Source organism: Streptomyces sp. SN-593 (assembly GCF_016756395.1).
GTDB lineage: Bacteria > Actinomycetota > Actinomycetes > Streptomycetales > Streptomycetaceae > Actinacidiphila > Actinacidiphila reveromycinica.
Genome location: NZ_AP018365.1, coordinates 7,678,036 through 7,700,522, shown reverse-complemented (window position 1 = coordinate 7,700,522; position 22,487 = coordinate 7,678,036). Strand labels below are relative to the sequence as shown.

Sequence of the window (22,487 nt, the reverse complement as noted above, 5' to 3'; positions counted from 1 at the left end):
GGGGTCGGCCCCTGGACCGTGGCGTCTACCTGCCGCCGGTCAGGCCGGCACGGCGCAGGGCGTCGGCCATCGCCCCGCTCGGGGCCGGCTGTCCGGAGCCGCCGCGCCGGCCCTGCCCGCCTCCCTGGCCACCGCCCTTCCCGCCGTTGCCGCCCCGGCCGCCGCCGTCGGCGCCGCGACCGCCCTGGCGGGGCGGGCCGCCGCGCCGCTCGCCGCCCTGCCGGTCGCCGCCGCGCTGGTCGCCGCCGCGCGGCCGTGCCTCGTCCTGGAGCCGCAGCGTCAGCGAGATCCGCTTGCGGGGCAGGTCCACGTCCAGGACCTTGACGCGCACGATGTCGCCCGGCTTCACGACGTCGCGCGGGTCGGACACGTAGGAGTCGGACAGCGCGGAGACGTGCACCAGGCCGTCCTGGTGCACGCCGACGTCGACGAAGGCGCCGAAGGCCGCCACGTTGGTGACCACGCCCTCCAGCAGCATCCCCGGCCGCAGGTCCTTCATCTCCTCCACGCCCTCCTTGAAGGTCGCGGTCTTGAAGGCGGGGCGCGGGTCGCGGCCGGGCTTCTCCAGCTCGGCGAAAATGTCGGTGACCGTCGGCAGGCCGAAGGAGTCGTCCACGAAGTCCTGCGGGCGCAGGCCGCGCAGCACCGTGCCGTTGCCGATGAGCGCCGGGATCTCGGTCCGCGCGCCGGCACTGATCCGCCGCACCACGGGGTACGCCTCCGGGTGCACGCTGGAGGCGTCCAGCGGGTCCTCGCCGCCCTGGATGCGCAGGAAGCCCGCACACTGCTCGAACGCCTTCGGGCCGAGCCGGGCGACGCCCTTGAGGTCCTTGCGGGTGCGGAACGGGCCGTTGGCGTCACGGTGGGCGACGATGTTGCCGGCCAGCCCCTCGGTGATGCCCGAGACCCGCCGCAGCAGCGGCACGGACGCGGTGTTCACGTCGACGCCGACACCGTTGACGCAGTCCTCGACGACCGCGTCCAGGGAGCGCGACAGCTTCACCTCGGACAGGTCGTGCTGGTACTGCCCGACGCCGATGGAGCGCGGGTCGATCTTGACCAGCTCGGCGAGCGGGTCCTGGAGCCGGCGCGCGATGGACACCGCGCCGCGCAGCGACACGTCGAGCTCGGGCAGTTCGGCCGAGGCGTACGCCGACGCGGAGTAGACGGAGGCGCCCGCCTCGGAGACGACCGCCTTGGTGAGCTTCAGGTCGGGATGCGCCTTGATCAGGTCCGCGGCGAGCTTGTCCGTCTCCCGGGAGGCGGTGCCGTTGCCGATGGCGATCAGGTCCACCCGGTGGGCGGCGGCGAGCCGGGCGAGGGTCGCCAGCGACTCGTCCCAGCGGTTGCGGGGGACGTGCGGGTAGATCGTGTCGGTGGCGACGACCTTGCCGGTGCCGTCGACCACGGCGACCTTGACGCCGGTGCGCAGCCCCGGGTCCAGGCCCATGGTGGCGCGGGTGCCAGCGGGAGCGGCGAGCAGCAGGTCGCGCAGGTTGGCGGCGAAGACACGGACCGCCTCGTCCTCGGCGTCCTGCCGCAACTGCACGCGCAGGTCGATGCCCAGGCGGACCAGGAAGCGGGTGCGCCAGGCCCACCGGACGGTCTCGGCGAGCCACTGGTCGGCGGGCCGGCCCCGGTCGGCGATCCCGAACTGCTGGGCGATGCGCCGCTCGTAGCTGGTCGGGCCCTCCGTGGGCTCCTCGGGCTCCAGGGTGAGGTCGAGGACCTCCTCCTTCTCGCCGCGCAGCATGGCCAGCACCCGGTGGGAGGGCAGCTTGGTGAACGGCTCGCCGAAGTCGAAGTAGTCGGCGAACTTCGCCCCCGACTCCTCCTTGCCGTCACGCACCTTGGCGACCAGCCGGCCGCGGTTCCACATCCGGGTGCGCAGTTCGCCGACGAGGTCGGCGTCCTCGGAGAAGCGCTCGGTGAGCACGGCGCGGGCGCCTTCCAGCGCCGCCGCGGCGTCCTCGACCCCCTTGTCGGCGGACACGTACCCGGCCGCCTCGGCCTGCGGGTCGAGGCCGGGGTCGGCGAGCAGCGCGTCCGCGAGCGGTTCGAGGCCGGCTTCGCGGGCGATCTGCGCCTTGGTGCGCCGCTTGGGCTTGTAGGGCAGGTAGATGTCCTCCAGGCGCGCCTTGGAGTCGGCGGCCATGATCTGGGCGCGCAGCGCGTCGTCGAGCTTGCCCTGCGCGTCGATGGACTCCAGGACGGCCGTGCGCCGCTCGTCAAGCTCCCGCAGGTAGCGCAGCCGCTCCTCCAGGGTGCGCAGTTGCGCGTCGTCCAGGGTGCCGGTCGCCTCCTTGCGGTAGCGGGCGATGAACGGCACCGTGGCACCGCCGTCCAGCAGGTCCACCGCCGACCGGACCTGTCCCTCGCGTACGCCAAGCTCCTCGGCGATCCTGGCTTCCACCGACACGTTGCCGCTGATGATCTCGCTCCTAAGCTCGCCTGCCGGGCGGCGCATCCCGCGCGCCGCCCCGCGTGTGTCTTGCATCGTAGACGCCGGGCGGCTCCGGGCGGCGTCGGCCGCACCAAGGACGGCAGGAGCACCCGAACGCCCGTGGCGGCGCGGCGCGGCGGCGCGGGCCGCGCCGGGAACGGCGGGCGGCAGTGAGCCGGGGGCAAGGGGCGGGACCAAGGGGCCGGCGGCAGGCACGGAGAAGCCGACGCGGGAGAACGGCTCGCCCCTCCGCTCCTCGGCCCCTTTGCTCCGCGGCCGGTCAGCCCAGCCGCTTCTCGAACCAGTGGTCGGCGTACGGGCTCGCGTTGTAGGCCGCGATCTCGCGGTAGCCGAGCCGGGCGTACAGCGCGCGGGCCTCGACGAGGTCCCTGCGGGTGTCCAGGCGCATGCGCAGGGCGCCGAAGGTGTCGCGGGCGACCGCCTCGGCGGCCGTGACCAGGTCGGTGGCGACACCCATGCCGCGGGTCCGGGGCGCGACGTAGAGGCGGGTCAGCTCCGCGGTCCCGGAGGTCAGCACGCGCACCCCGGCGCAGCCGACGGGGACGCCGTCGATCCGGGCGACGAGGAACTCGCCGGTGGGGCGGGCCAGGTCGTCACTCGGCTCCTGCGCGAGGACCGCGTCGACCTCGGCGTCGTCGGTCGCGCGGCCGTAGTAGCGGGAGACGAGTTCGGTGTAGTAGCGGCGCAGCAGGAGCCGCGACTCCGGTGCGGTGACGGGATGGGGCCCGGTGGTGCGGGCCGGGCGGGAGAGGTCCGTGGAGGTCACTCCGCCATCCTGGCGGCAAGGGGGTGGGGTTATCCCCCGGTTTTCGGTGGGGCGGCCCCCGGGGAAGCCGGGTGATGGCGCCATGGTCGCGGGCGGCGGGGCTCCATAGCGTCGGGGATGCGGTCGACGACGGCCGCCCACCACCCCTTCTCCGGCCCGCCGCACGCGCGGTGCAGGAGCATGCCCGAGGAGCGTCGATGCCGCCTGCGAGCCGCACTCTCACCGTCGAGCCGCCCGTGCCGGGGGGCGTCACCGCGCAGGCGTCCGAGGCCGCCCCGCAGGATGTGCGGCGGGCCGGGCCGCCGAACGCGGAACGCGCCGAGGGAAGCGAGTTCGCTCCGCTGCTGCGGCAGATCAAGGACGCCGGGCTGCTGCGGCGCAGGCGCGGGCACTACGCGGTGTCGCTCACGGTGAACCTGCTCCTGTCCGCCGCGGTGTGGGCGGCGGTCCTCCTCGTCGGCGGCACCGGTTCGTGGTGGGTGCTGGCACTGGCGGTGCCGGCGGCGGTGCTGTCGGCCCGCACCGGCTTCGTCGGACACGACGCCGGTCACCAGCAGATCGCGGCCGGACGGCGGGCGAACCGCGTGATCGCCCTGCTGCACGGGAACCTGCTGCTGGGGATGGGCGCGGCCTGGTGGTCCGACAAGCACAACAAACACCATGCCAACCCCAACCACGTGGGCAAGGATCCCGACGTCGAGGTGGGCGCCCTGGTGTGGACGCGGGCGCAGGCGGTGGAACGGCGCGGCTTCGCACGCTTCCTGACGAAGTACCAGGCATGGCTGTTCTTCCCGATGCTGCTGCTGGAAGGGCTGGCGCTGAAGGTCGCCAGCTTCCAGGACCTGCGGCGCCTGGACCGCCGGGAGCGGCTGGTCGAGGGCGGGCTGCTGGTCGCGCACGTCGCGGGATACGCGGCGCTGCTGCTGGCGGCGCTGTCCCCCGCGCAGGCGATCGTGTTCGCGCTGCTGCACCACGCACTGTTCGGGGTGCACCTGGGGTGCGCCTTCGCGCCCAACCACAAGGGGATGGCCATGCCGGAGGAGGGCTCGCGCTGGGGGCACCTGCGCCGCCAGGTGCTGACGTCGCGCAACGTGCGCGGCAACCCGGTCACGGACTTCCTGCTCGGCGGCCTCAACTACCAGGTGGAGCACCACCTGGTGCCGAGCCTGCCGCGCCCACACCTGCGGCTGGCCCAGCCACTGGTCCGCGCGCACTGCGCCCGGCTCGGCATCCCGTACACCGAGACGGGGTTGGTGGAGTCCTACCGGCGGGCGCTCGGGCACATGCACGCGGTGGGGGAACCGCTGCGCTGAGCCGGGCGCGGCCGCACACCCCGCGGACGAGGGCGGTACGACGGCAGCGGCCGCCCCGCTCACAGGTGCGCGGGCCTGGCCGCGCCGTACAGCCAGGTGGCGAAGAGCGGACGCAGGTCGCGCGAGGTGAGGCGGGCACAGAAGGCGGTGAAGTCGGCGGTGGACGCGTTGCCGTGGCGGTGTGCCGCCGCCCACTGCTTCAGCAGCCGGCCGAAGACGGCGGCGCCCAGCGTGCGGCGCAGTTCGTACAGCACCAGGGCGCCGCGGCCGTAGGCGGGCGCGGCGGAGACCGCGGCCGCGTCGGGCGGGGAGGCCGGCGGGAAGGCCCAGGCGGCGGGGTCGGCGAGGGCGGCCGCGGCGCTCGCGTCGAGGGACGGGCCGCCCTCACGCGCCTTCCACAGCCACTCCGTGAAGGTGGCGAAACCCTCGTTGAGCCACATGTCCTGCCAGGCGGACGGCGTGACCGAGTCCCCGAACCACTGGTGCGCCAGTTCGTGCGCCAGCGTGACCTGGTCGACCGCAGGCGGCGGGCCGTCGCCGGGGAAGACCGGGCGGGTCTGCGTCTCCAGCGCGTAGCCGACCCGCCCCTTCGGCAGGTGGTCCACGACGGCGCCCGCCGACGCGAAGGGGTAGGGCCCGAACAGGCCCTGTTCCCAGCTCAGGATCTCCGGGATGCGGGCCAGCGCCGCGGCGGTGGCGGCGTCGTCGGAGCGCGGGTCGACCGCGACGTACAGCGGCAGCCCGTCCGGTGTCGTCGAACGGGTGACATCGAAGTGCCCGATGGCGACGGTCGCGAGGTAGGTGGCCATCGGCGCGGTGCTGCGCCACTGGTAGGAGGTGCGGCCCCCTGCGGCCGGCCGGGTGCCGACCGGTTCGCCGCCGGACACGGCGGTCAGGCCGCGCGGGACGGTCACGGTGACGTCGAAGGCGGCCTTGTCCGACGGGTGGTCGTCGCCGGGGAACCAGGCCATGGAACCGACCGGTTCGCCCAGCGCGAGCGCGCCGTCGTCGGTGCGGAACCAGCCCTCGTGCGAGCCGTCGGGGTCGGTCAGCGTCCGGGGCACGCCCTGGTAGGCGACGGTCGTGGTGAAACGGGCACCCCGCCGCAGCCGGTGGGCGGGGCTGATCCGCAACTCGGTGCCGGCGCGGGTGGCGCGGGCCGTCGCGCCGTCCACGGTGACGCGGGAGACCTCCATACCGGCGAGGTCGAGGTCGAAGCGTTCCAGGTCCTGGTCGGCCGTGGCGGTGAGGGTCGCGGTGCCGCGCAGGCGGCCGGAGGCGGGGTCGTAGTCGAGGTCGAGCGTGTAGCGGCCGACGTCGTAGCCACCGTTGCCCGCGTCGGGGAAGAGCCGGTCGCCGACCCCGGGGGCGCCGGTGTCGGCGGGCGCGGAGCCGTCCGTGCCGGTGCAGGACAGGCAGCAGGCGAGCAGGCAGCCCGCGAGCAGCGGCAGCGTGACCGCGCGCGGCGGCGGCGGGCGAAGGCGCACGCCGGCCAGCGTACGAGGTGGCCGGCCGTCGCGCGTCCAGAAGGCCGGCCGCGCGCCGCGCTTCAGCCGCCAAGGCACCGAGGCACCGAGGCACCGAGGCACCAGGATCCCGAGACCCGGGGGCGCAAGGGCCCCCGGAGTAAGGCCCGCCCGCCCGGCGAGCGGGCCTTACCCAGAACGGCGTGCCGCCGGCGTCAGTCCGTGAAGCGCTCCCCGCTCTCCGCCTTCCGCACCAGCAGCGCCGGAGGTGCGAACCGCTCCCCGTAGGCGGCGGCCAGTTCCCGGGCGCGGGCGGTGAACCCGGCGACGCCGCCTTCGTAACCGTTGACGTACTGGAGCACTCCCCCGGTCCACGCCGGGAACCCGATGCCCAGCACCGAGCCGATGTTGGCGTCGGCGACGGAGGTGAGCACCCCTTCTTCGAGCAGCCTCACGGTCTCCAGGGACTCGGCGAACAGCATCCGCTCCTGCATGTCGCGCAGCGGCGACCCGGCCACCGTCAGGGGCTCGCCCCCTTGCGTGCCGAAGTGCTCGGCCAGGCCCGGCCACAGCCGCGTCCTGCGCCCGTCCTCGTAGTCGTAGAAGCCCGCGCCGCCGGAGCGGCCGGTGCGGCCGAACTCGTCGACCATGCGGTCGATCACCCGCTCCGCCGGGTGCTCCGGCCAGGTGCCGCCGGCTGCCTCGACGGCCGCGCGGCTCTCCGCGCGGATCTTGCGCGGCAGCGTCAGGGTCAGCTCGTCGACCAGGGACAGCACCTTCGCCGGGTAGCCGGCCTGCGCGGCGGCCTGCTCGACGGAGGCGGCCGGGACGCCCTCGCCGACCATGGCGACGCCCTCGTTGATGAACTGGCCGATCACCCGGGAGGTGAAGAAGCCGCGCGAGTCGTTGACGACGATCGGCGTCTTGCGGATCTGCCGGACCAGGTCGAAGGCCCGGGCCAGCGCCTCGTCGCCGGTCCGCTCGCCGCGGATGATCTCGACCAGCGGCATCTTGTCGACCGGCGAGAAGAAGTGCAGCCCGACGAAGTCGGCCTGCCTGCGCACCCCTTCGGCGAGCGTGGTGATCGGCAGTGTCGAGGTGTTGGAGCACAGCAGCGCGTCCGGCGCGACCACGTCCTGGATCTCCTGGAACACCTTGTGCTTGAGGGCGGCGTCCTCGAAGACCGCCTCGATGACGGCGTCGCAGCCGGCCAGGTCGGCCGGGTCGGCGGTCGGCGTGATCCGCCCGAGCAGCGCCTCGCGCTTCTCCGGCGTGGTGCGGCCCTTGGCGAGCGCCTTGTCCAGCAGCCCGACGGAGTACGCCTTGCCGCGGTCGGCGGCCTCCTGGGTGACGTCCTTGAGGACCACCTCGATGCCTGCGCGGGCGCAGGAGTACGCGATGCCCGCGCCCATCATGCCGGCGCCCAGCACCGCGACCTTGGCGACCTGGTGGGCGGGCACGTCCTTGGGGCGGCTGGCGCCGGAGTTGACGGCCTGCATGTCGAAGAAGAACGCCTGGATCATGTTCTTCGAGACCGGTCCGCAGGCCAGTTCGGTGAAGTAGCGGGCCTCGATGGTGAACGCGGTGTCGATGTCCACCTGCGCGCCCTCGACCGCGGCCGCCAGGATGGCGCGCGGCGCGGGGTAGGGGGCGCCGGCGAGCTGCTTGCTGAGGTTGGCGGGGAACGCCGGCAGGTTCGCGGCGAACGACGGGTTCCGCGGGGTGCCGCCGGGGATCTTGTAGCCTGGCTCGTCCCAGGGCTGCCTTGCCTCGGGATGGGCGTCGATGAAGGCCCGGGCACGGGCCAGCAGGTCGTCGCGGTCGGTGGCCACCTCGTGGACCAGGCCCGCCGCCAGGGCGCGCTGCGGGGCGTACTGGCGCCCCTGGAGCAGCACCTTGAGCAGGGCGTCGGCGATGCCGAGCAGCCGGACGGCGCGCACCACGCCGCCACCGCCGGGCAGCAGCCCGAGGGTGACCTCGGGGCAGCCGATCTTGCTGCCGGGCGCGTCCAGGGCCACGCGGTGGTGGCAGGCGAGCGCGATCTCGAATCCGCCGCCGAGCGCGGCGCCGTTGATCGCCGCGACGACGGGCTTGCCGAGGGTCTCCAGGCGGCGCAGGCGGCGCTTGATCCGCAGCGAGCCGGCGAAGACCTGCTCGGCGGTCTCCGGGGTGGCGCGGATCAGGTCGCGCAGGTCGCCGCCGGCGAAGAAGGTCTTCTTGGCGGAGGTGATGATGACGCCGCGGATGCCGTCGAGTTCGGCCTCCAGGCGGTCGAGGGTGGCGTCGAGGGAGTCGGCGAAGGCCGCGTTCATGGTGTTCGCGGACTGCGCGGGGTCGTCGAGGACGAGGGTGACGACGCCGTCGGCGTCCTGCTCCCAGCGGATGGTGGTGGACTCGCTCATGGTCTTCGAAGCTCCGTTGGTCCGGTTGGTCCGGCGAGGTGCGGGCGAGGTGCGGCTGAGGGAAACGGCGCGGCGGGCCGCGCGCGGGGCCCGGGGGACGCCGCGCGGGCCCCGGAGGGCGCCGCGCGGGACGGGCTCCGCGTCAGAGGCGTTCGACGACGGTGGCGACGCCCATGCCGCCTCCCACGCACAGCGTGGCGAGGCCGTAGCGCTGGTCGCGGCGCTCCAACTCGTCGATGAGGGTGCCCAGGATCATCGCGCCGGTCGCGCCGAGCGGGTGGCCGAGCGCGATGGCGCCGCCGTTGACGTTGACCTTGTCGATGCTGACGCCGAGGTCGGAGGCGAAGCGCAGGACGACGGCCGCGAACGCCTCGTTCATCTCGATCAGGTCGATGTCGTCGACGCTCAACCCGGCCTTCGCCAGCGCCTTGCGGGAGGCGGGGGCGGGCCCGGTGAGCATGATGGTCGGCTCGGAGCCGGAGACGGCCGCGGAGACGATCCGGGCGCGCGGGGTGAGGCCGTAGCGCTCCCCGACCTCGCGGTTGCCGATGGCCACCAGCGCCGCGCCGTCCACGATGCCCGAGGAGTTGCCGGCGTGGTGGACGTGGTCGATCCGCTCCACCCAGTGGTACTTCTGGAGCGCGACCGCGTCGAAGCCGCCGGCGTCGCCGATGGTGGCGAAGGACGGCTTGAGGGAGGCCAGCGACTCAGGGGTGGTGCCCGGGCGCATGTGCTCGTCGCGGTCCAGGACGGTCAGGCCGGCGCGGTCGACGACCGGGACGACGGAGCGGTCGAAGCGGCCCTCCTTCCACGCCTGGGCGGCGCGCTCCTGCGACAGCGAGGCGTACGCGTCCACGTCGTGCCGGCTCCAGCCGCCGAGGGTGGCGATCAGGTCGGCGCCGATGCCCTGGGGCACGAAGCCGGTCTCCATCGACGTCATCGGGTCCATGGCCCAGGCGCCGCCGTCGGAGCCCATGGCGACGCGGGACATCGACTCCACGCCGCCGGCCAGCACCAGGTCCTCCCAGCCGGAACGGATCTTGGCCGCGGCGAGGTTGACCGCCTCCAGGCCGGAGGCGCAGAAGCGGTTCTCCTGGACGCCGGCGACGGTGTCGGGCAGGCCGGCGGCGATGGCGGCGATACGGGCGATGTCGGAGCCCTGGTCGCCGATCGGGCTGACCACGCCGAGCACGACGTCGTCGATCGCCGACGGGTCCAGGTCGGGGAAGCGGCGGCGCAGCTCGTGGATGAGGCCGACCACGAGGTCGATCGGCTTGGTGCCGTGCAGGGAGCCGTTGGCCTTTCCGCGCCCGCGCGGGGTGCGTACGGCGTCGTAGACGTAGGCGTCGGTGCTCAACGTCGTGCCTTTCGTTGCGGGTTCGCGGGTGGGCGGTGCGGGTGCGGGGGCACCGGGTGCGGTGCAGGGGAAGGGGCGGGGTACGGGTCAGCCGGGCGGGTCGCCGGCGCGTGCCAGCGCGGGGGCGTCCCAGTCGCGGGCCACCTCCGCGGTGTGGGCACCGGGCAGCGCGGGCGGGCGGCGCAGCGCGGCCGGGGTCGCGGAGAAGCGCGGCGCGGGGGCGGGCTGCACCACGCCCTCGTAGCCGGTCAGGGTGCCGCGGGCGGCGAGGTGGGGATGCTCCGCGGCCCCGCCGAGCGGCAGCACGGGGGCCACGCAGGCGTCGGTGCCGTCGAAGACCCCGGTCCACTCCGTGCGGGTGCGGGTGCGGAAGCGGGCGGCCACCGCCTCGCGCAGCTCCGGCCAGCGGGCGGGGTCCTCGCGCAGCGCGGCGGTGGCGGCGGGCAGGCCCAGCAACTCCGCGAAGGCGTCGTAGAAGCGCTGCTCCAGCGCGCCGACCGCCATGTGGCCGCCGTCGGACGTGGCGTACACGCCGTAGAAGGGGGCGCTGCCGTCGAGGAGGTTGGCGCCGCGGCGGTCCTGCCAGGCGCCGGCGGAGCGCATGCCGTGCAGCATGGCGGTCAGGTGCGCGGTGCCGTCCACGATGGCGGCGTCCACCACCTGGCCGCGGCCGTGGACGCGGGCGTGGTGGAGCGCGGCGAGCACCCCGGTGACGAGGTAGAGGGACCCGCCGGCGTAGTCGCCCAGGAGGTTGGCCGCCGGCGAGGGCGGACGGTCGGGGTCGCCGGCCAGGTGCAGGGCGCCGGTCACCGCGACGTAGGCGATGTCGTGGCCGGCGGTGTGCGCGAGCGGGCCGTCCTGTCCCCAGCCGGTCATCCTGCCGTAGACCAGGCGGGGGTTGCGGGCCAGGCAGGGTTCCGGGCCGACACCGAGGCGCTCGGCGACACCGGGGCGGTAACCCTCGACGAGGATGTCCGCGCGGGCGGCGAGGTCCAGCACGGCGGATGGACCGGCGGCGGACTTCAGGTCCACCAGGACGGAGCGCTTGTTGCGGTTGGTGACGTCGTGGGCCGGGTCGATGCCCAGCCCCTGGCCGCCGGGCCGGTCGACGCGGACGACGTCGGCTCCCAGGTCGGCGAGGAGCATGGCGGCGAACGGTCCGGGCCCGATACCGGCGAGTTCGACGACGCGCACGCCTGCCAGCGGGCCAGGCGCGGGGCCTGCGGCCGGGTTCGGCGATTCTGATGTCACTTCCGCGATGGTAGGAACGTGTTCCAGTTTTGGCAAGGGCTGACTGAGCGCTCGCTCAGCGGGTCGCCGTACCGTTCACCGGGCAGGTGTATCCAAGGGCTGTCCCGTCATCCCGGGCGGATCGGCGTGCGGCGTCAGATGCGTGGATCGCAAGGCGGAGGGTCGCCCTCATACCGGTCCGTATGTGGATGAACATGACAACGAAGCGAGGCGCCGCATCTGACGCCGCACGCCCGCCGGGGATTGCGGGGCAGCCCTTAGGGTGGGGACGACCGCCACGGACCTTTGCGATGGAGTGCTGCGATGACCGCGTACGACCCGGACAACGTGAAGACCAGCCCGTCGGAGTGGGTGGCCGAGCAGGCCGAGCGTTACGAGTCCTCGGGCGGGACCGAGGGCACCGACATGAAGGGCTCGCCCTGCCTGCTCATCGACTACCTCGGGCGCCGCAGCGGCGTCTGGCACCGCACGGTGCTGATCTACGGGCGGGACGGCGACGACTACCTGATCGTCGCCTCGAAGGGCGGGGCCGACGAGCACCCGGTGTGGTTCCTGAGCGTGCGGGACAACCCCGACGTGCACTTGCGGGTGGGCACCGAGCGTTTCGCGGCGCGCGCCGAGGTGCTGTCGGCGCAGGACAAGGCCCGGGTGTGGCCGCACCTGCTGGAGGTCTACCCGCCGTACGCCGACTACCAGGAGAAGACCGAGCGGGACATCCCGGTGGTGCGCCTCAGCCGCCGGGCGTGACCGCGGGGTAGAACGCGGGGGTAGAGGACCCGGGGTAAGGGGCGCCTCCCAGAGAGGGTGCCCCTTACCCCCGGCCGGTCACGCGTCCCTCGGGGCCGACCGGTTCACACGTCCCTCGGGGCCGACCGGTTCACGCGTCGCGCCCGCCACCGCCCACGGCGAGCGTCGCGGTCAGCACGGCGAGCGCCGACTCGAGCACCAGCAGGAACGCCAGGCCGAGCCCGAAGGCGTGCGGGTAGCCGTCCCGGGCCCCGTCGCCGATCGCCCCGTAGAAGATGATGCCGATCACCGCGATGCCCAGGGCGCCGCCGATCTGCTGGGTGGTCGCCACCGCCCCGGACGCCGATCCGACGAGCTGCGGCCCCGCGGTGCCCAGCGCCGCGCGGGTGAGCGGCGCGATCACCATCCCCATCCCGAGCCCGTCCACGGCCAGCCCGGGCACCAACTCCCCCAGGCCGCCCGTGCTGCCGGAGGCGTGCACCGCGGCCCACAGCCCGCCGAGTCCGGCGGCCATCAGCAGCGCGCCGACCGGCACCGTGGCCGCGCCCATGCGTGCGGCGATGCGGTGGACGGTGGTGGAGGTCAGCAGGTAGCCGCCGCCGATCGAGAGGAAGACGGTGCCGGACCCCAGGGCGCTCAGGCCCCGGCCGCCCTGGAGGTAGAGGGCGAGGACGAGGAAGAACGAGCCCTGCCCGGTCCAGAAGACGAGCTGCGCGAGCAGGCCCCGGGAGAAGCCGGGCTGCCGGAAGAGCGCGGTGTTCAGCACCGGATCGCCGCCGGCCCGGCCCAGCCGGCCCTGGTGCACGACGAACAGCGCGGCGACGGCGGCGGACCCGGCCAGGCTGATCCAGGTCCACAGCGGCCAGCCCTGCGCGCGCCCCTGGATCAGCGGCAGGACCAGGGCGACCACGGCCACGGTGGACAGCAGCACGCCGACGTTGTCCAACCGCGGCCGGCGCGGCGCCCGCGACTCGGCGAGCGCCCGGGGCGCCAGCGCCAAGGCGGCCAGCCCGACCGGCACGTTGATCAGGAAGCAGGCCCGCCAGCCCAGGCCGAGCACGTCCGCCTTGATCAGCAGGCCGCCGATGAGCTGGCCGAAGACGGCGCCGACGCCCATCGTCATGCCGTACATACCGAACGCGCGGGCCTGCGCCTTTCCGGCGTACGCGGACTGGAGGATCGCGAGGACCTGAGGGCTCATCAGCGCGGCGGACAGGCCCTGGAGCACCCTGGCCGCGATCAGGGTCCCGGCGGACGGCGCCGCGCCGCACGCCGCCGACGTGAGGGTGAACAGCGCGAGCCCGATCGCGAACACCCGGCGGCGGCCGAAGATGTCACCGAGCCGCCCGGACGTGATCAGGCCGGTCGCGACGGCCAGCCCGAAGCCCGCGGCCACCCACTGGATCGAGGCGGCGCTCGCGTGCAGGTCGTCCTGGATGGAGGGGATCGCCACGTTGACGATGAAGATGTCCAGCGCGATCACGAAGGTGGCGGCCAGCAGGACCAGCAGTCCCAGGCCGGGCCGGCCCGCGTCCGAGGCGTCGCGGCGCGGTGCCGGCGGGGAGAGGGTGGAGGAGGCCGAGGCCATGACGGTGCTCCTGTTCTCGTCTTCTGGGGACCGCAAGGTTCCGCGACCGGCCACGCGACCGCCGACCGTCCGCCCGCCCAGGCCGTCGTCAGCCGGGCCGTGCGAGCGATGTCCTCGCAGGTCGAGACGGTACGGGGCGGGGCGCGCGGGCGAATCCGTCACGCTTAGGTATCCGGGCCGGCCGGCATCCGACACGGCGCCCGGGCGCGGTGCCGCAGGGGGCGGGGCGGCGCCCTACGCCGCTGCGCCGGGCGACCCGCCGCGGAAAGCGGCGCGGATACGGACCCGGGGGTACGGACCCGGGCGTACCGACCCGGGCGTACGGCCCCGGGGGCCGGATGCGCGAGGGGAACGGCCGCCCCGGGAGGCGGCGTGGGAGCGGGGCGGCGCGGGGTCAGCGCGGGCTGGTGAGCAGGGGCGCGAGCGTGTCGAGGGCCTGGGTGAGCGCCGCGGTGCCGCAGTGGCGGCCCAGCCGGGCGGCCTCGCGGGCGAGGGCGCGCGCGGCGTCCTGGTCGCCGGTGAGGAACCGGGCCTCGGCGGTGCGCGCCGAGTACAGCGCGCGGTTGCGGACGAAGCAGGGGTCCTGCATCGCCAGCGCCTGTTCGAGCAGCGGGCGCGCCTCGTGGGGCAGCCCGAGGTCCAGCAGGGCGAGGCCCTGCTGCGCGGCGAGTTCGGCGGCGTCGAGCCAGTACAGCCAGGGCGGCGCGGACCCGGTCCCCGCCGCGGCCAGCCGGCGTTCGGCCTCGGCGGCGGCCCGCCGGAAGGCGCCCTCGGCCCCGAGCGCGGCGTGCGCGCGGGCCAGCGCGACCGCGGCCAGCGCGCGCACCGCCGAGGGGGTGCCGCCCGCGGCCCGGACCGCCGCCTCGGCGGCGGCGACGGCGTCCTGCGGCTGTCCGGCACCGACCGCCTGGAGGACGAGCCCGCCCCACAGGGCGACCGCGAGCGGGCGGTCCGCCGCCGCGTGGGCGAGCCGCAGTCCGGTCAGGTGGTGGCGCCGGGCGGCGGCGCGCCGACCGGCGTCGGTCGCCGCCCGGCCGCCGAGCTGCGCGAGGTCGGCGCCCGCACGCAGCAGGCGCCGCTCGACGGCGGGACTGTGCGAGCGCCGTTCCAGGAGCCCGCGGACCAGCCGCAGATCGGCCTCGACCCGGTGCCGTACCACCGAGCCGCCGAGCCGGTCGTCCAACCGCCGCAGCCCGAGCACGCCGTCCTCCAGCCACTCCAGCACCCCGTTGTCCACGGTGCCGGGCGCGCCCGCCTGCTCGGGCACGCGGGCCCTCCGGACGGGGTCCGGCACGGGGCGCGGCAGCGGCGGCCGGACGCCGCGCGCCAGGTCAACCGGCCATACGGCCGCGCGGCCGGGGGCGCGCGCACCGGCCGGCACGGCCGCACCGGCCACCCTGGCGGAGTCCCGCAGCACCGTGCCGCGCACGGACTCTGACGGTGTCCCGGCGCGGGTCGGCGTCACGGGGCGCTCGGACGGGGCGGATCGTCCGGGCTCGACGGAGCGGTCGGACGGCACGGAGCGGTCGGACGGCACCGGACGCGCCGGCGCCACGGGTTCCGGCGGTGCGGCCGGCGGCGCCGCGGCCACGGCCTCGTCCCAGTCGGCGATCGCGTGGCGCAGCTCGGCCCCCTCCGCCACCGGAAGGCGGCAGGAGTCGTCAGCGGCGTCGTCGAGGAGCGCGTCCAACGCGGCACGGGCGCCGTCCACATCCCATGACAGGCCGTCAGGAAGGCCGGTCTGGGCCGGCAGCCACTGCGGCCACGGGTGGAGTTCCAGCTCGCGAGGAGCCACGCCGAGGGCGCGGGCGAGGGCGCGCTGGCTGTCGGCCTCGGGCACGACGCCCCAGTGCTCCCAGCGCCACACCTTCTCGCGCCGCGCGGCCATCGGCACGCCGAGCACCCGGGCGTGGTCGGCGACCACCCTTGCCAGGTCCTGGTAGCTCCAGCCGTGGCGGCGCCGCACGTGGGCGAGCGGGTGCGTGGACGCGGCGGGCGTGCCCTCTCGTGCCACGTTGCTCTCGTCCATTCACCCGGTCCCCACTGGACTCACCCGACACGCAGCGCGGCGGCCGCGCGGCGATCAGGTGCTCGAATGTCAACTATGCCGTGTTCCGCACCTGTTGGGCGACCGGCGCGACCGGACCCCGAACACCCCGTTGCGGTTCCCAAACTCCGGCAACGATACGGGACTACAGCGGGACAACAGGTCCACCCTTGTCCTGAACTGTTGCCTACCGATTGGCTGTTCGCGATCACCGGACGTCACGTGCGCCGTGGAGGACTGCCCGCGGATGACCCCACCGCCTCCACTGTTCCGTTTCTCCCGCGGCAGGGCCGGCCCCTCCTTAGACCCCGCCTTGGGCGACCGGGAACTCGTCGCGGCCCGGGCCGCCCTCAACCAGGGGCACTGGACGGACGTCCGCGCGCTGCTGGCCGCCACCGGTGACGACTGGGACACCCGCGGCCACCGCCTGGTGGTGCTCGGCGCGGGGATCTCGGCCGCCGCGTGGGCCGAGGAGTGGCGGCTCGCCGAGCCGGAGAGCGCGGATGCCGCGGCGCTGGCCGCCGCCGCGGGGGTCTTCCGCGCCATCGCCGGCCGGCAGAATCCGGAGGACGCCCGGGAGGCGTGCCTGCGCGTGGCGCGGAGGGCGACGCGCGACCCGACGCCCTGGCTGCTCCTGCTGGTCCTGGCCCGCCGCACCGGCAGCGACGACGAGCAGGTGCGCGCCTTCGACCAGGTACGCGGCCGGCACCGCGGCCACCACCACGCCCACCACCTGATGACGCAGTGCCTGGCCGAGCGTCAGAGGACCGACGGGGACGACCCGTTCCACGAGGTGTACGAGTTCACGGAGTGGGCGGCCGGCGAGGCGGGGCCCTCCTCACCGCTGACCGTGCTGCCCCTGGTGGCGCTGGTGGAGCGGTACCGCGCGCTGGCCGCGGCCGGCACGCTGCCGCCCGACCCCGACCGGCTGCCGTACTGGAGCGGCCCGCACGCCCACAACAGCGTCCGGGCCGGCTTCGACTGGTGGCTCGCCTGGGACGGGCCGCCGTACCCGCGCATGCCGATCGACCTCAACTACCTGGCGTACGGCGCGTTCCACAGCGGCGACACCGTGGAGGCGGCCGCGCTGTTCCACCGGATCGGCGCCGCCGCCACGCGCGTGCCGTGGTCGTACCCGGACCGCGACCCGAGGAAGGCGTTCCGCGCCGCACGCGACCACGCGCTCGGGTTCGACCCCTCGTGAAGCGCCCCGGAGCCGCCTGACCCGGCCGGCAGCCGCCCGGCGGTTCCTGCTCCGTCCGCCCCCCACCATGCTCCGGAAGGAACCGCGGCCATGCCGACGGCCAGTACGCACGGGATCAGCACGTTCAAGGGCGAGCAGCGCGCGTCGCGGGGGGACCGGATCGGCGCGCCGGCGCTGCTGCTGTCGGTGCTCGCCGCGACCGCGCCGCTGATGGTGGTGGCGGGCGTCATCCCGACCGCCTTCGGCACCGCGGGCGTCGTCGGGGTGCCGCTGCTGTTCGTGATCGTCGGCGTCCTGCTGGCCCTGTTCGGCGTCGGCTACGCGGAGATGAGCCGCCACGTGCACAACGCGGGCGCCCTGTACGCGTGTGTCTCCCGCGGTCTGGGCGGCACCATGGGCGCGGGCGCCTCGTACGTGGCGCTGTTCGCGTACGGCGCCATGCAGATCGGCACCTACGGGATCTTCGGCTTCGAGATGTCCGGACAGGTCTTCCAGCACTGGCACCTCGCGGTGGCCTGGTGGATACCCGCGCTGGGCGGCGTGGTGGTCACCGCGGTGTTCGGCGCGCTGAAGATCGGGCTGAACGCCAGGACGCTGGGCGTGCTGCTGGCCGTGGAGACCCTGCTGACGCTGGTCCTCGACGTCAGCTTCCTGGGCGACGCGGGGCCGCAGGGGGTGTCGGCGCACGCGTTCGACCCCGGCACGCTCGGCGGCGCGGGGCTCGGCAGCGCGCTGTGCTTCGTGACCGCCGGGTTCGTCGGCTTCGAGCAGGCGCCGGTCTACGCCGAGGAGACCCGCGACCCGCGGCGAGCGGTGTCGAGGGTGACGTTCCTGGCGATCGGCTTCGCCACGGTGTTCTTCGCCTTCAGCTCGTGGGCGATCACGGTGGCCACCGGGCCGGCGCACGTGGTCGGGCGGTCGCGGGAGCAGTCGGCGAACCTCGTCTTCGCGCTGGACCGTGGACGGCTCGGCGGCGCGTTCACCGACACGCTCCACGTCTTCCTCGTCACCGGGATCTTCGCCTCGATGCTGGGCTTCCACAACGTGGTGGCCCGCTACGCCTTCGCGATGGGGCGGGACGGCCTGCTGCCGGCGGCAATCGGCCGGACCTCGAAGTCCAGCGGCGCCCCGGCGGTCGGGTCGCTGCTCCAGTCGGGGGTGGCGCTGGTCGTGGTGGCGCTCTTCGCGCTGACCGACCACGGCGCGTTCGGCCCGCGGGGTCCGGACCCGACGGCGCCGGTGCTGCGGCTGTTCACGTGGGCGGGCGGCGTCGGCGCGCTGGGCGTGCTGCTGCTGATGGCCACCGCCGCGGTCGCGGTGATCGCCTTCTTCGTGAAGCGGGGCGCGGCCGCGGTGCAGGGCTGGCGGCTGGCGGCCTCGGGGCTCGCCGCGGTCGGCCTGCTGGCCGTCCTCGTCTGCTCGGTGAAGGACTTCGCGGTACTGCTCGGCGCCGACCCCGGCCACGGCCTGCGCTGGGCGCTGCCGGGCACCGTCGCGCTGGCCGCGGTGACCGGCCTGGCCCACGGCGCGGTGCTGCGGGCCCGGCGCCCACAGGTGCACGCCGGGATCGGCCAGGGCAACGAGGCGTTCCAACTGGAGAAGGCGGCCGCGGCCTCCGAGGCCGCGGAGTAGCCCGGGGCAGCAGAGGAGGCCGGGGCGGCACCCGGGTCTCAGTCGCCGAGCCCCGGCGCTCCCCACACCGGGAACCAGCGCGAGAGGTCCTCCTCCAGCCGCAGGTCGTTCGCGACCAGCGCCTTGACCTGGAGTTCCCGCGCGCTGTCCCGCTTCTCGCCCGGGAGCGGGCAGAACGGGTAGAAGCTGCCGCGCTTGTAGAGGTACACCAGGGCCATGGTGCGGTCGGCGGGGTCCTTGAAGCTCACCAGGGAGCACAGCAACTGGGGGCCGAACCCCTGTTGTTCCAAGGCTGAGTTGACGGCGTGCAGGTCGGTGACCAGGTCGGTGGTCTCCTCGGGGCCGTGGCGGGACAGCAGCCACGTGTAGCCGTACCCGTCCTGGCTGGTCTCGACGGAGGGCAGCAGGGCGCGCAGGTCCTGCTGGGTCTCGGCGAAGGCGCCGCCCTCGACGGCCGCGAAGCACACCGCGCCCATGCCGGTGGGCCGCAGGTCGCTCGCCGCCTGGAGGGTGATCGCCGCGGAGGTCAGGCCGAAGAGCTGGTCGAGGTCGGGGCGGACCGGCTTGCTGCGGCCGAGCAGCACATCGAGGAGTCCCATCAGCGGCGGTCCAGTTCGCGGGTGATCCGGCCGAGCTGCTCCAGCCGCCGCTCCAGCGTCGGGTGGGTGGACAGCAGCTTGGAGGCGGTGGCGCCCGCGCTCAGCGCGGGGGCGAAGAAGAACGCGTTGAACGGCTGGGACCTGCGCAGGTCCTCGGTGGGGATCGCGGCGATCTGCCCGCTGACCTTGGTGAGCGCGGAGGCCAGCGACGAGGGCCGGCCGGTGAGCAGGGCGGCGCTCCGGTCGGCGGACAGCTCGCGGTAGCGCGACAGCATCCGGGTGAGCAGGAAGCTGATCGCGTAGACCACGGCGCTGACCAGCGGGATGAGCACGACCAGCGCGTTGCCGCCCGGATCGCGGCTGCGCCGGAAACCGCCGAACAACGCGATGCGGGTCATCACCCCGGCCAGCACGCCGAGGAAGGAGGCGATCGTCATGACCGCGACGTCCTTGTGGGCGACGTGCGACATCTCGTGCGCGATCACGCCCTCCAGCTCGTCGGGCTCCAGGCGGCGCAGCAGGCCGGTGGTGGCGCACACCATGGTGTTGTTCTTGTTGCGCCCCGTCGCGAACGCGTTCGGCACGTCGGAGTCGGCGATGGCGACCCTGGGCTTGGGCATGTCGCCGAGGGCGCAGATGCGGTCGACGACGCCGTGCAGCTCGGGAGCCTGCTCGGGGGTGACCTCGCGCGCGCCCATGCTGAAGGCGGCGATCTTGTCGCTGAACCAGAACTGCGCGATGAACAGCCCGCCCGCGATGAGCAGGATCATCGGCCAGGCTCCGTGCAGCAGTGCGAGCAGCACGCCGACGAAGACGACGTAGAGCAGTCCGATCAGGAACATCGTGACGACCATGCGGGTCGTCAGTCCCCGGTCGGGGGCGAAGCGGTTACGTGGCATGGCCCCTCCCGAGTCGTACGGGGGCGCGGGTCGCGCACCCGCGGCCCGCGTGCTCCCTAGGTTGGCGGACGGGTGTGCCTGGCGGCTACCTGTCCAACGATGCAACGTCCCGGACGTCCCGCCCGGTTCCGCATCCGGCGTGGCATTCGGGTGGGGTCGCCCACATCGGGCCCCGGGGCGGGGGGTGCGGCCCCGGGGCGCCGCGGGTCAGGCGCGCACGTCGAGAACGAGCTTGCCGGTGGTGCGGCGGGCCCGCAGGTCCTCATGGGCGCGGGCCGCTTCGGACAGCGGGTGGACCGCGCCGATCAGGGGGCGCAGCCGGCCGTCCGCGGTCATGGCGAGCAGTTCGTCCAGCGGCTCGTGGTACATGCCGGGGCGGCCGAGGCAGTGGGCGAGCCAGAAGCCGATGACGGAGCGGGAGCGGCCCATCAGCCGGGCGGGCTCGATCGGGGTCGGGGGGACCCGCGAGGCCATCCCGTAGGCCACCAGGCGGCCGAAGGGCGCGAGTGCCGCGAGCGAGGCGTCGAAGACCGGACCGCCGGTCATCTCCAGCACCGCGTCGACCTTGCGGCCGCCGTTCGCCTCGACGAGGCGGTCGGTGAGGTCCTCGGGCGAGGCGTCGACGGCCACGTCGGCGCCGAGCTCCAGGGCGAGCGCCCGCTTCTCCTCGGTGGAGGCGGTGGCGATCACGCGCCCGGCGCCGAACTCCTTCGCGAGCTGCACCGCGAGCGAGCCGGTTCCGCCGGCCGCGGCGTGCACCACGACGCTCTCGCCCTCGGCGAGGCGCGCGCAGGTGCGCAGCAGGTGCCAGGCCGTGACGCCCTGGATGACCAGCGCGAGGGCCTGGCCGTCGGCGACGCCGTCGGGCACGTCGTGGGCCAGGTGTTCGGCGGCCAGCGCCTTCTCCGCGTAGCCGCCGTTGTCGGTGAGGGCGACGACGCGGCGCCCGTCGGCGGTGCGGCCGACGACCTCGGCGCCGGGGACCATGGGCAGCGAGGAGGCGGCCAGGTAGCTGTTCTCCACCGTGTGGGTGTCGGCGTAGTTGACGCCCGCGGAGTCGACGTCGATCAGCAGCCGGCCTGGCTGCGGCGCGGGTTCGGGAAGTTCGGTGAGGCGCAGTACCTCGGGGCCGCCGAACTCGGTGATCTGGATCGCGCGCACGGTCGCCACTCCTCCGGGTGAGGCGGTCCCCGCCGGTTGGCGGGAACCTCGCCCCCAGAGACTACCGACTGGTCAGTATGCGGCGCACTCCACTCGGCCGCAGTCGTGCGCCGCCCCCGGGGGCCGGCCCGGACCGGGCAGCCCCGCCGAGGGACGCATTGGTGGGGCGGACCCGCCGAGGGATGGATTGGTGGGGCGGACCCGGGGGCGGGCCGGGGGCGGACCGCCCCGAAGAGCACGCGCCCCGGGCGCCAGGGCCTCTCAGGCGGCCGGCACGGGGCGCGCGGGAGGCGGGCCGACGTAGCGCGCCAGCGGCCGGATGATCTTGCTGTCGTCGGCCTGCTCCAGGACGTTCGCGCTCCAGCCGACCATCCGGGCCGCGGCGAAGGTGGGGGTGAACATCTCCCGGGGCAGCCCGCACAGCTCCATGACCACGCCGGCGTAGAACTCGACGTTGATGTGGAGTTCGCGGCCCGGCTTCAGCTCGGCGAGTATCGCCTCGGCACGCTCCTCCACCTGGAGCGCGAAGTCGACCAGGTCCCCGCCGAACCCGCGTGCGATGGCCTTGAGCATCCGCGAGCGCGGGTCCTCGGTGGTGTACACGGGGTGGCCGAAGCCCATGATCCGGTCGCCGGCGAGCACCCGCTCGCGCAGCCAGCCGTCGATCCGGTCCGGAGCTCCGATCGCGTCCAGGGTGTCGAGGGCGCGGCTGGGCGCCCCGCCGTGCAGCGGGCCGGACAGCGCGCCCAGCGCCCCCACGAGGCAGGCGGCCAGGTCGGCGCCGGTGGAGGCGATCACGCGGGCGGTGAAGGTGGAGGCGTTGAAGCCGTGGTCGACGGTGGAGATCAGGTAGCTCTCCACCGCCCGCGCCCGGGCCGGGTCCGGCTCCTGCCCGGTCAGCATGTAGAGGTAGTTCGCCGCGTACGGCAGGTCGTCGCGCGGCGGGACGGGGTCGAGGCCCTGCCCGAGCCGGTGCAGGGCGGTCACGAGGGTGGGGACGGCGGCGCACGCGGCCAGCGCGTCGGCCCTGCGGCGGTCGGGGTCGATGTCGTACAGCGGCCGGAACCCGGCGGACGCCCCCGCCAGCGACAGCGCGGTGCGCAGGCCCGCGAGCGGACCGGACAGCGCGGTGGAGCGGGCGATCGCGGGCAGGGCGTCGGCGACGTCCGCCGGCAGGTGGCGCAGCTCGGCCGTACGGGCGCGGAAGGCGTCCGCCTGCGCCGGGTCCGGGAGGGCGCCGTGGAACATCAGGTGCCACACGTCCTCGAACGTCCGGGTGCGCGCCAGCTCCACCGCGGAGTACTCCCGGTAGTGGTAGAAGCCTTCGGCCCCCCGCACGTCGCCGATGGACGTCTCGGTGACGACGACGCCCTTGAGACCGCGGGGTACGTCGATCGGGGCGCTGGGCTCGGTGGTCGGCATGGTCTTCCTCCTTGGGTATGTACGCGACTGTCCATGATTGATACATGAGTGTCAACATTGATTCGATCAATACATGACCGCGCCGAGTACAGATACGGTGGGCCCATGACGAGGGAGCGGACAGGGCGGCCGGAGCCGGTGGGCACGGACGCGGGGGGCGGCACGGAAC

Annotated in this window: 16 protein-coding genes; 4 read left to right on the top strand and 12 right to left on the bottom strand. The window is 74.7% G+C overall.

Annotated features, from left to right (window positions below; all coding sequences use genetic code 11):
* Nucleotides 1-25: 25 nt before the first annotated feature.
* Nucleotides 26-2,467 carry a Tex family protein gene (locus RVR_RS32710; protein WP_202239518.1) on the bottom strand — a complete coding sequence of 814 codons (2,442 nt, stop codon included), beginning with the start codon at nt 2,465-2,467 and terminating at the stop codon, nt 26-28.
* A 256-nt stretch (nt 2,468-2,723) separates the two neighbouring features.
* Nucleotides 2,724-3,230 carry a GNAT family N-acetyltransferase gene (locus tag RVR_RS32705; RefSeq protein WP_237405104.1) on the bottom strand — a complete coding sequence of 169 codons (507 nt, stop codon included), beginning with the start codon at nt 3,228-3,230 and terminating at the stop codon, nt 2,724-2,726.
* Nucleotides 3,231-3,427: 197 nt separating this feature from the next.
* On the opposite strand from RVR_RS32705, the gene RVR_RS32700 reads away from it, so the two are divergent.
* Nucleotides 3,428-4,543, top strand: coding sequence for a fatty acid desaturase family protein (locus tag RVR_RS32700; RefSeq protein WP_202237537.1), 1,116 nt, complete (start codon nt 3,428-3,430; stop codon nt 4,541-4,543).
* Between the two features lie 59 nt (nt 4,544-4,602).
* Here the strand turns inward: RVR_RS32700 and RVR_RS32695 are convergent, their stop codons facing one another.
* The 4 genes from RVR_RS32695 to RVR_RS32680 form a co-directional block, all read right to left on the bottom strand.
* Entirely contained in the window at nt 4,603-6,030 is a 1,428-nt protein-coding gene (locus RVR_RS32695; protein WP_237405103.1) for a M1 family metallopeptidase, read from the bottom strand.
* 194 nt (nt 6,031-6,224) lie between these two features.
* The gene (locus RVR_RS32690) at nt 6,225-8,411 is read right to left on the bottom strand and encodes a 3-hydroxyacyl-CoA dehydrogenase NAD-binding domain-containing protein (protein ID WP_202237536.1); all 2,187 of its coding nucleotides are present in this window, start codon (nt 8,409-8,411) and stop codon (nt 6,225-6,227) included.
* Nucleotides 8,412-8,553: 142 nt separating this feature from the next.
* A complete protein-coding gene (locus RVR_RS32685; protein WP_202237535.1) occupies nt 8,554-9,768 on the bottom strand; it encodes an acetyl-CoA C-acetyltransferase in 1,215 nt (404 codons plus the stop codon).
* Between the two features lie 87 nt (nt 9,769-9,855).
* Nucleotides 9,856-11,019, bottom strand: a complete 1,164-nt coding sequence (locus RVR_RS32680) for a CaiB/BaiF CoA transferase family protein (RefSeq protein ID WP_202237534.1) — start codon at nt 11,017-11,019, stop codon at nt 9,856-9,858.
* A gap of 303 nt (nt 11,020-11,322) precedes the next feature.
* On the opposite strand from RVR_RS32680, the gene RVR_RS32675 reads away from it, so the two are divergent.
* The gene (locus tag RVR_RS32675) at nt 11,323-11,766 is read left to right on the top strand and encodes a nitroreductase family deazaflavin-dependent oxidoreductase (RefSeq protein WP_202237533.1); all 444 of its coding nucleotides are present in this window, start codon (nt 11,323-11,325) and stop codon (nt 11,764-11,766) included.
* 130 nt (nt 11,767-11,896) lie between these two features.
* Here the strand turns inward: RVR_RS32675 and RVR_RS32670 are convergent, their stop codons facing one another.
* Both RVR_RS32670 and RVR_RS32665 read right to left on the bottom strand, forming a co-directional pair.
* Nucleotides 11,897-13,354 (bottom strand): MFS transporter, encoded by a 1,458-nt coding sequence (locus tag RVR_RS32670; protein ID WP_202237532.1) that lies wholly within the window; start codon nt 13,352-13,354, stop codon nt 11,897-11,899.
* 394 nt (nt 13,355-13,748) lie between these two features.
* Nucleotides 13,749-15,383: an NsdA family TPR-like regulatory protein gene (locus RVR_RS32665; protein ID WP_202237531.1), complete on the bottom strand. Its 1,635-nt coding sequence runs from the start codon at nt 15,381-15,383 to the stop codon at nt 13,749-13,751.
* Nucleotides 15,384-15,648: 265 nt separating this feature from the next.
* Between RVR_RS32665 and RVR_RS32660 the strand changes: the two genes are divergently transcribed.
* Complete coding sequence (locus tag RVR_RS32660; RefSeq protein WP_202237530.1) at nt 15,649-16,605, top strand: hypothetical protein; 957 nt, start codon at nt 15,649-15,651, stop codon at nt 16,603-16,605.
* A 90-nt stretch (nt 16,606-16,695) separates the two neighbouring features.
* Nucleotides 16,696-18,237: an APC family permease gene (locus RVR_RS32655; RefSeq protein ID WP_202237529.1), complete on the top strand. Its 1,542-nt coding sequence runs from the start codon at nt 16,696-16,698 to the stop codon at nt 18,235-18,237.
* Nucleotides 18,238-18,275: 38 nt separating this feature from the next.
* Here RVR_RS32655 and pspAB read toward each other — a convergent pair whose 3' ends face one another.
* From pspAB to RVR_RS32635, 4 genes are all read right to left on the bottom strand, one after another.
* Complete coding sequence (gene pspAB / locus RVR_RS32650) at nt 18,276-18,836, bottom strand: PspA-associated protein PspAB (protein ID WP_202237528.1); 561 nt, start codon at nt 18,834-18,836, stop codon at nt 18,276-18,278.
* Nucleotides 18,836-19,735 carry a zinc metalloprotease HtpX gene (gene htpX / locus RVR_RS32645; protein WP_202237527.1) on the bottom strand — a complete coding sequence of 300 codons (900 nt, stop codon included), beginning with the start codon at nt 19,733-19,735 and terminating at the stop codon, nt 18,836-18,838. Before htpX ends, pspAB begins: the two co-directional genes overlap by 1 nt.
* A 207-nt stretch (nt 19,736-19,942) precedes the next feature.
* Complete coding sequence (locus tag RVR_RS32640; protein ID WP_202237526.1) at nt 19,943-20,896, bottom strand: quinone oxidoreductase family protein; 954 nt, start codon at nt 20,894-20,896, stop codon at nt 19,943-19,945.
* A gap of 261 nt (nt 20,897-21,157) precedes the next feature.
* Nucleotides 21,158-22,318: a citrate synthase/methylcitrate synthase gene (locus tag RVR_RS32635; RefSeq protein ID WP_202237525.1), complete on the bottom strand. Its 1,161-nt coding sequence runs from the start codon at nt 22,316-22,318 to the stop codon at nt 21,158-21,160.
* Between the last annotated feature and the right edge of the window lie 169 nt (nt 22,319-22,487).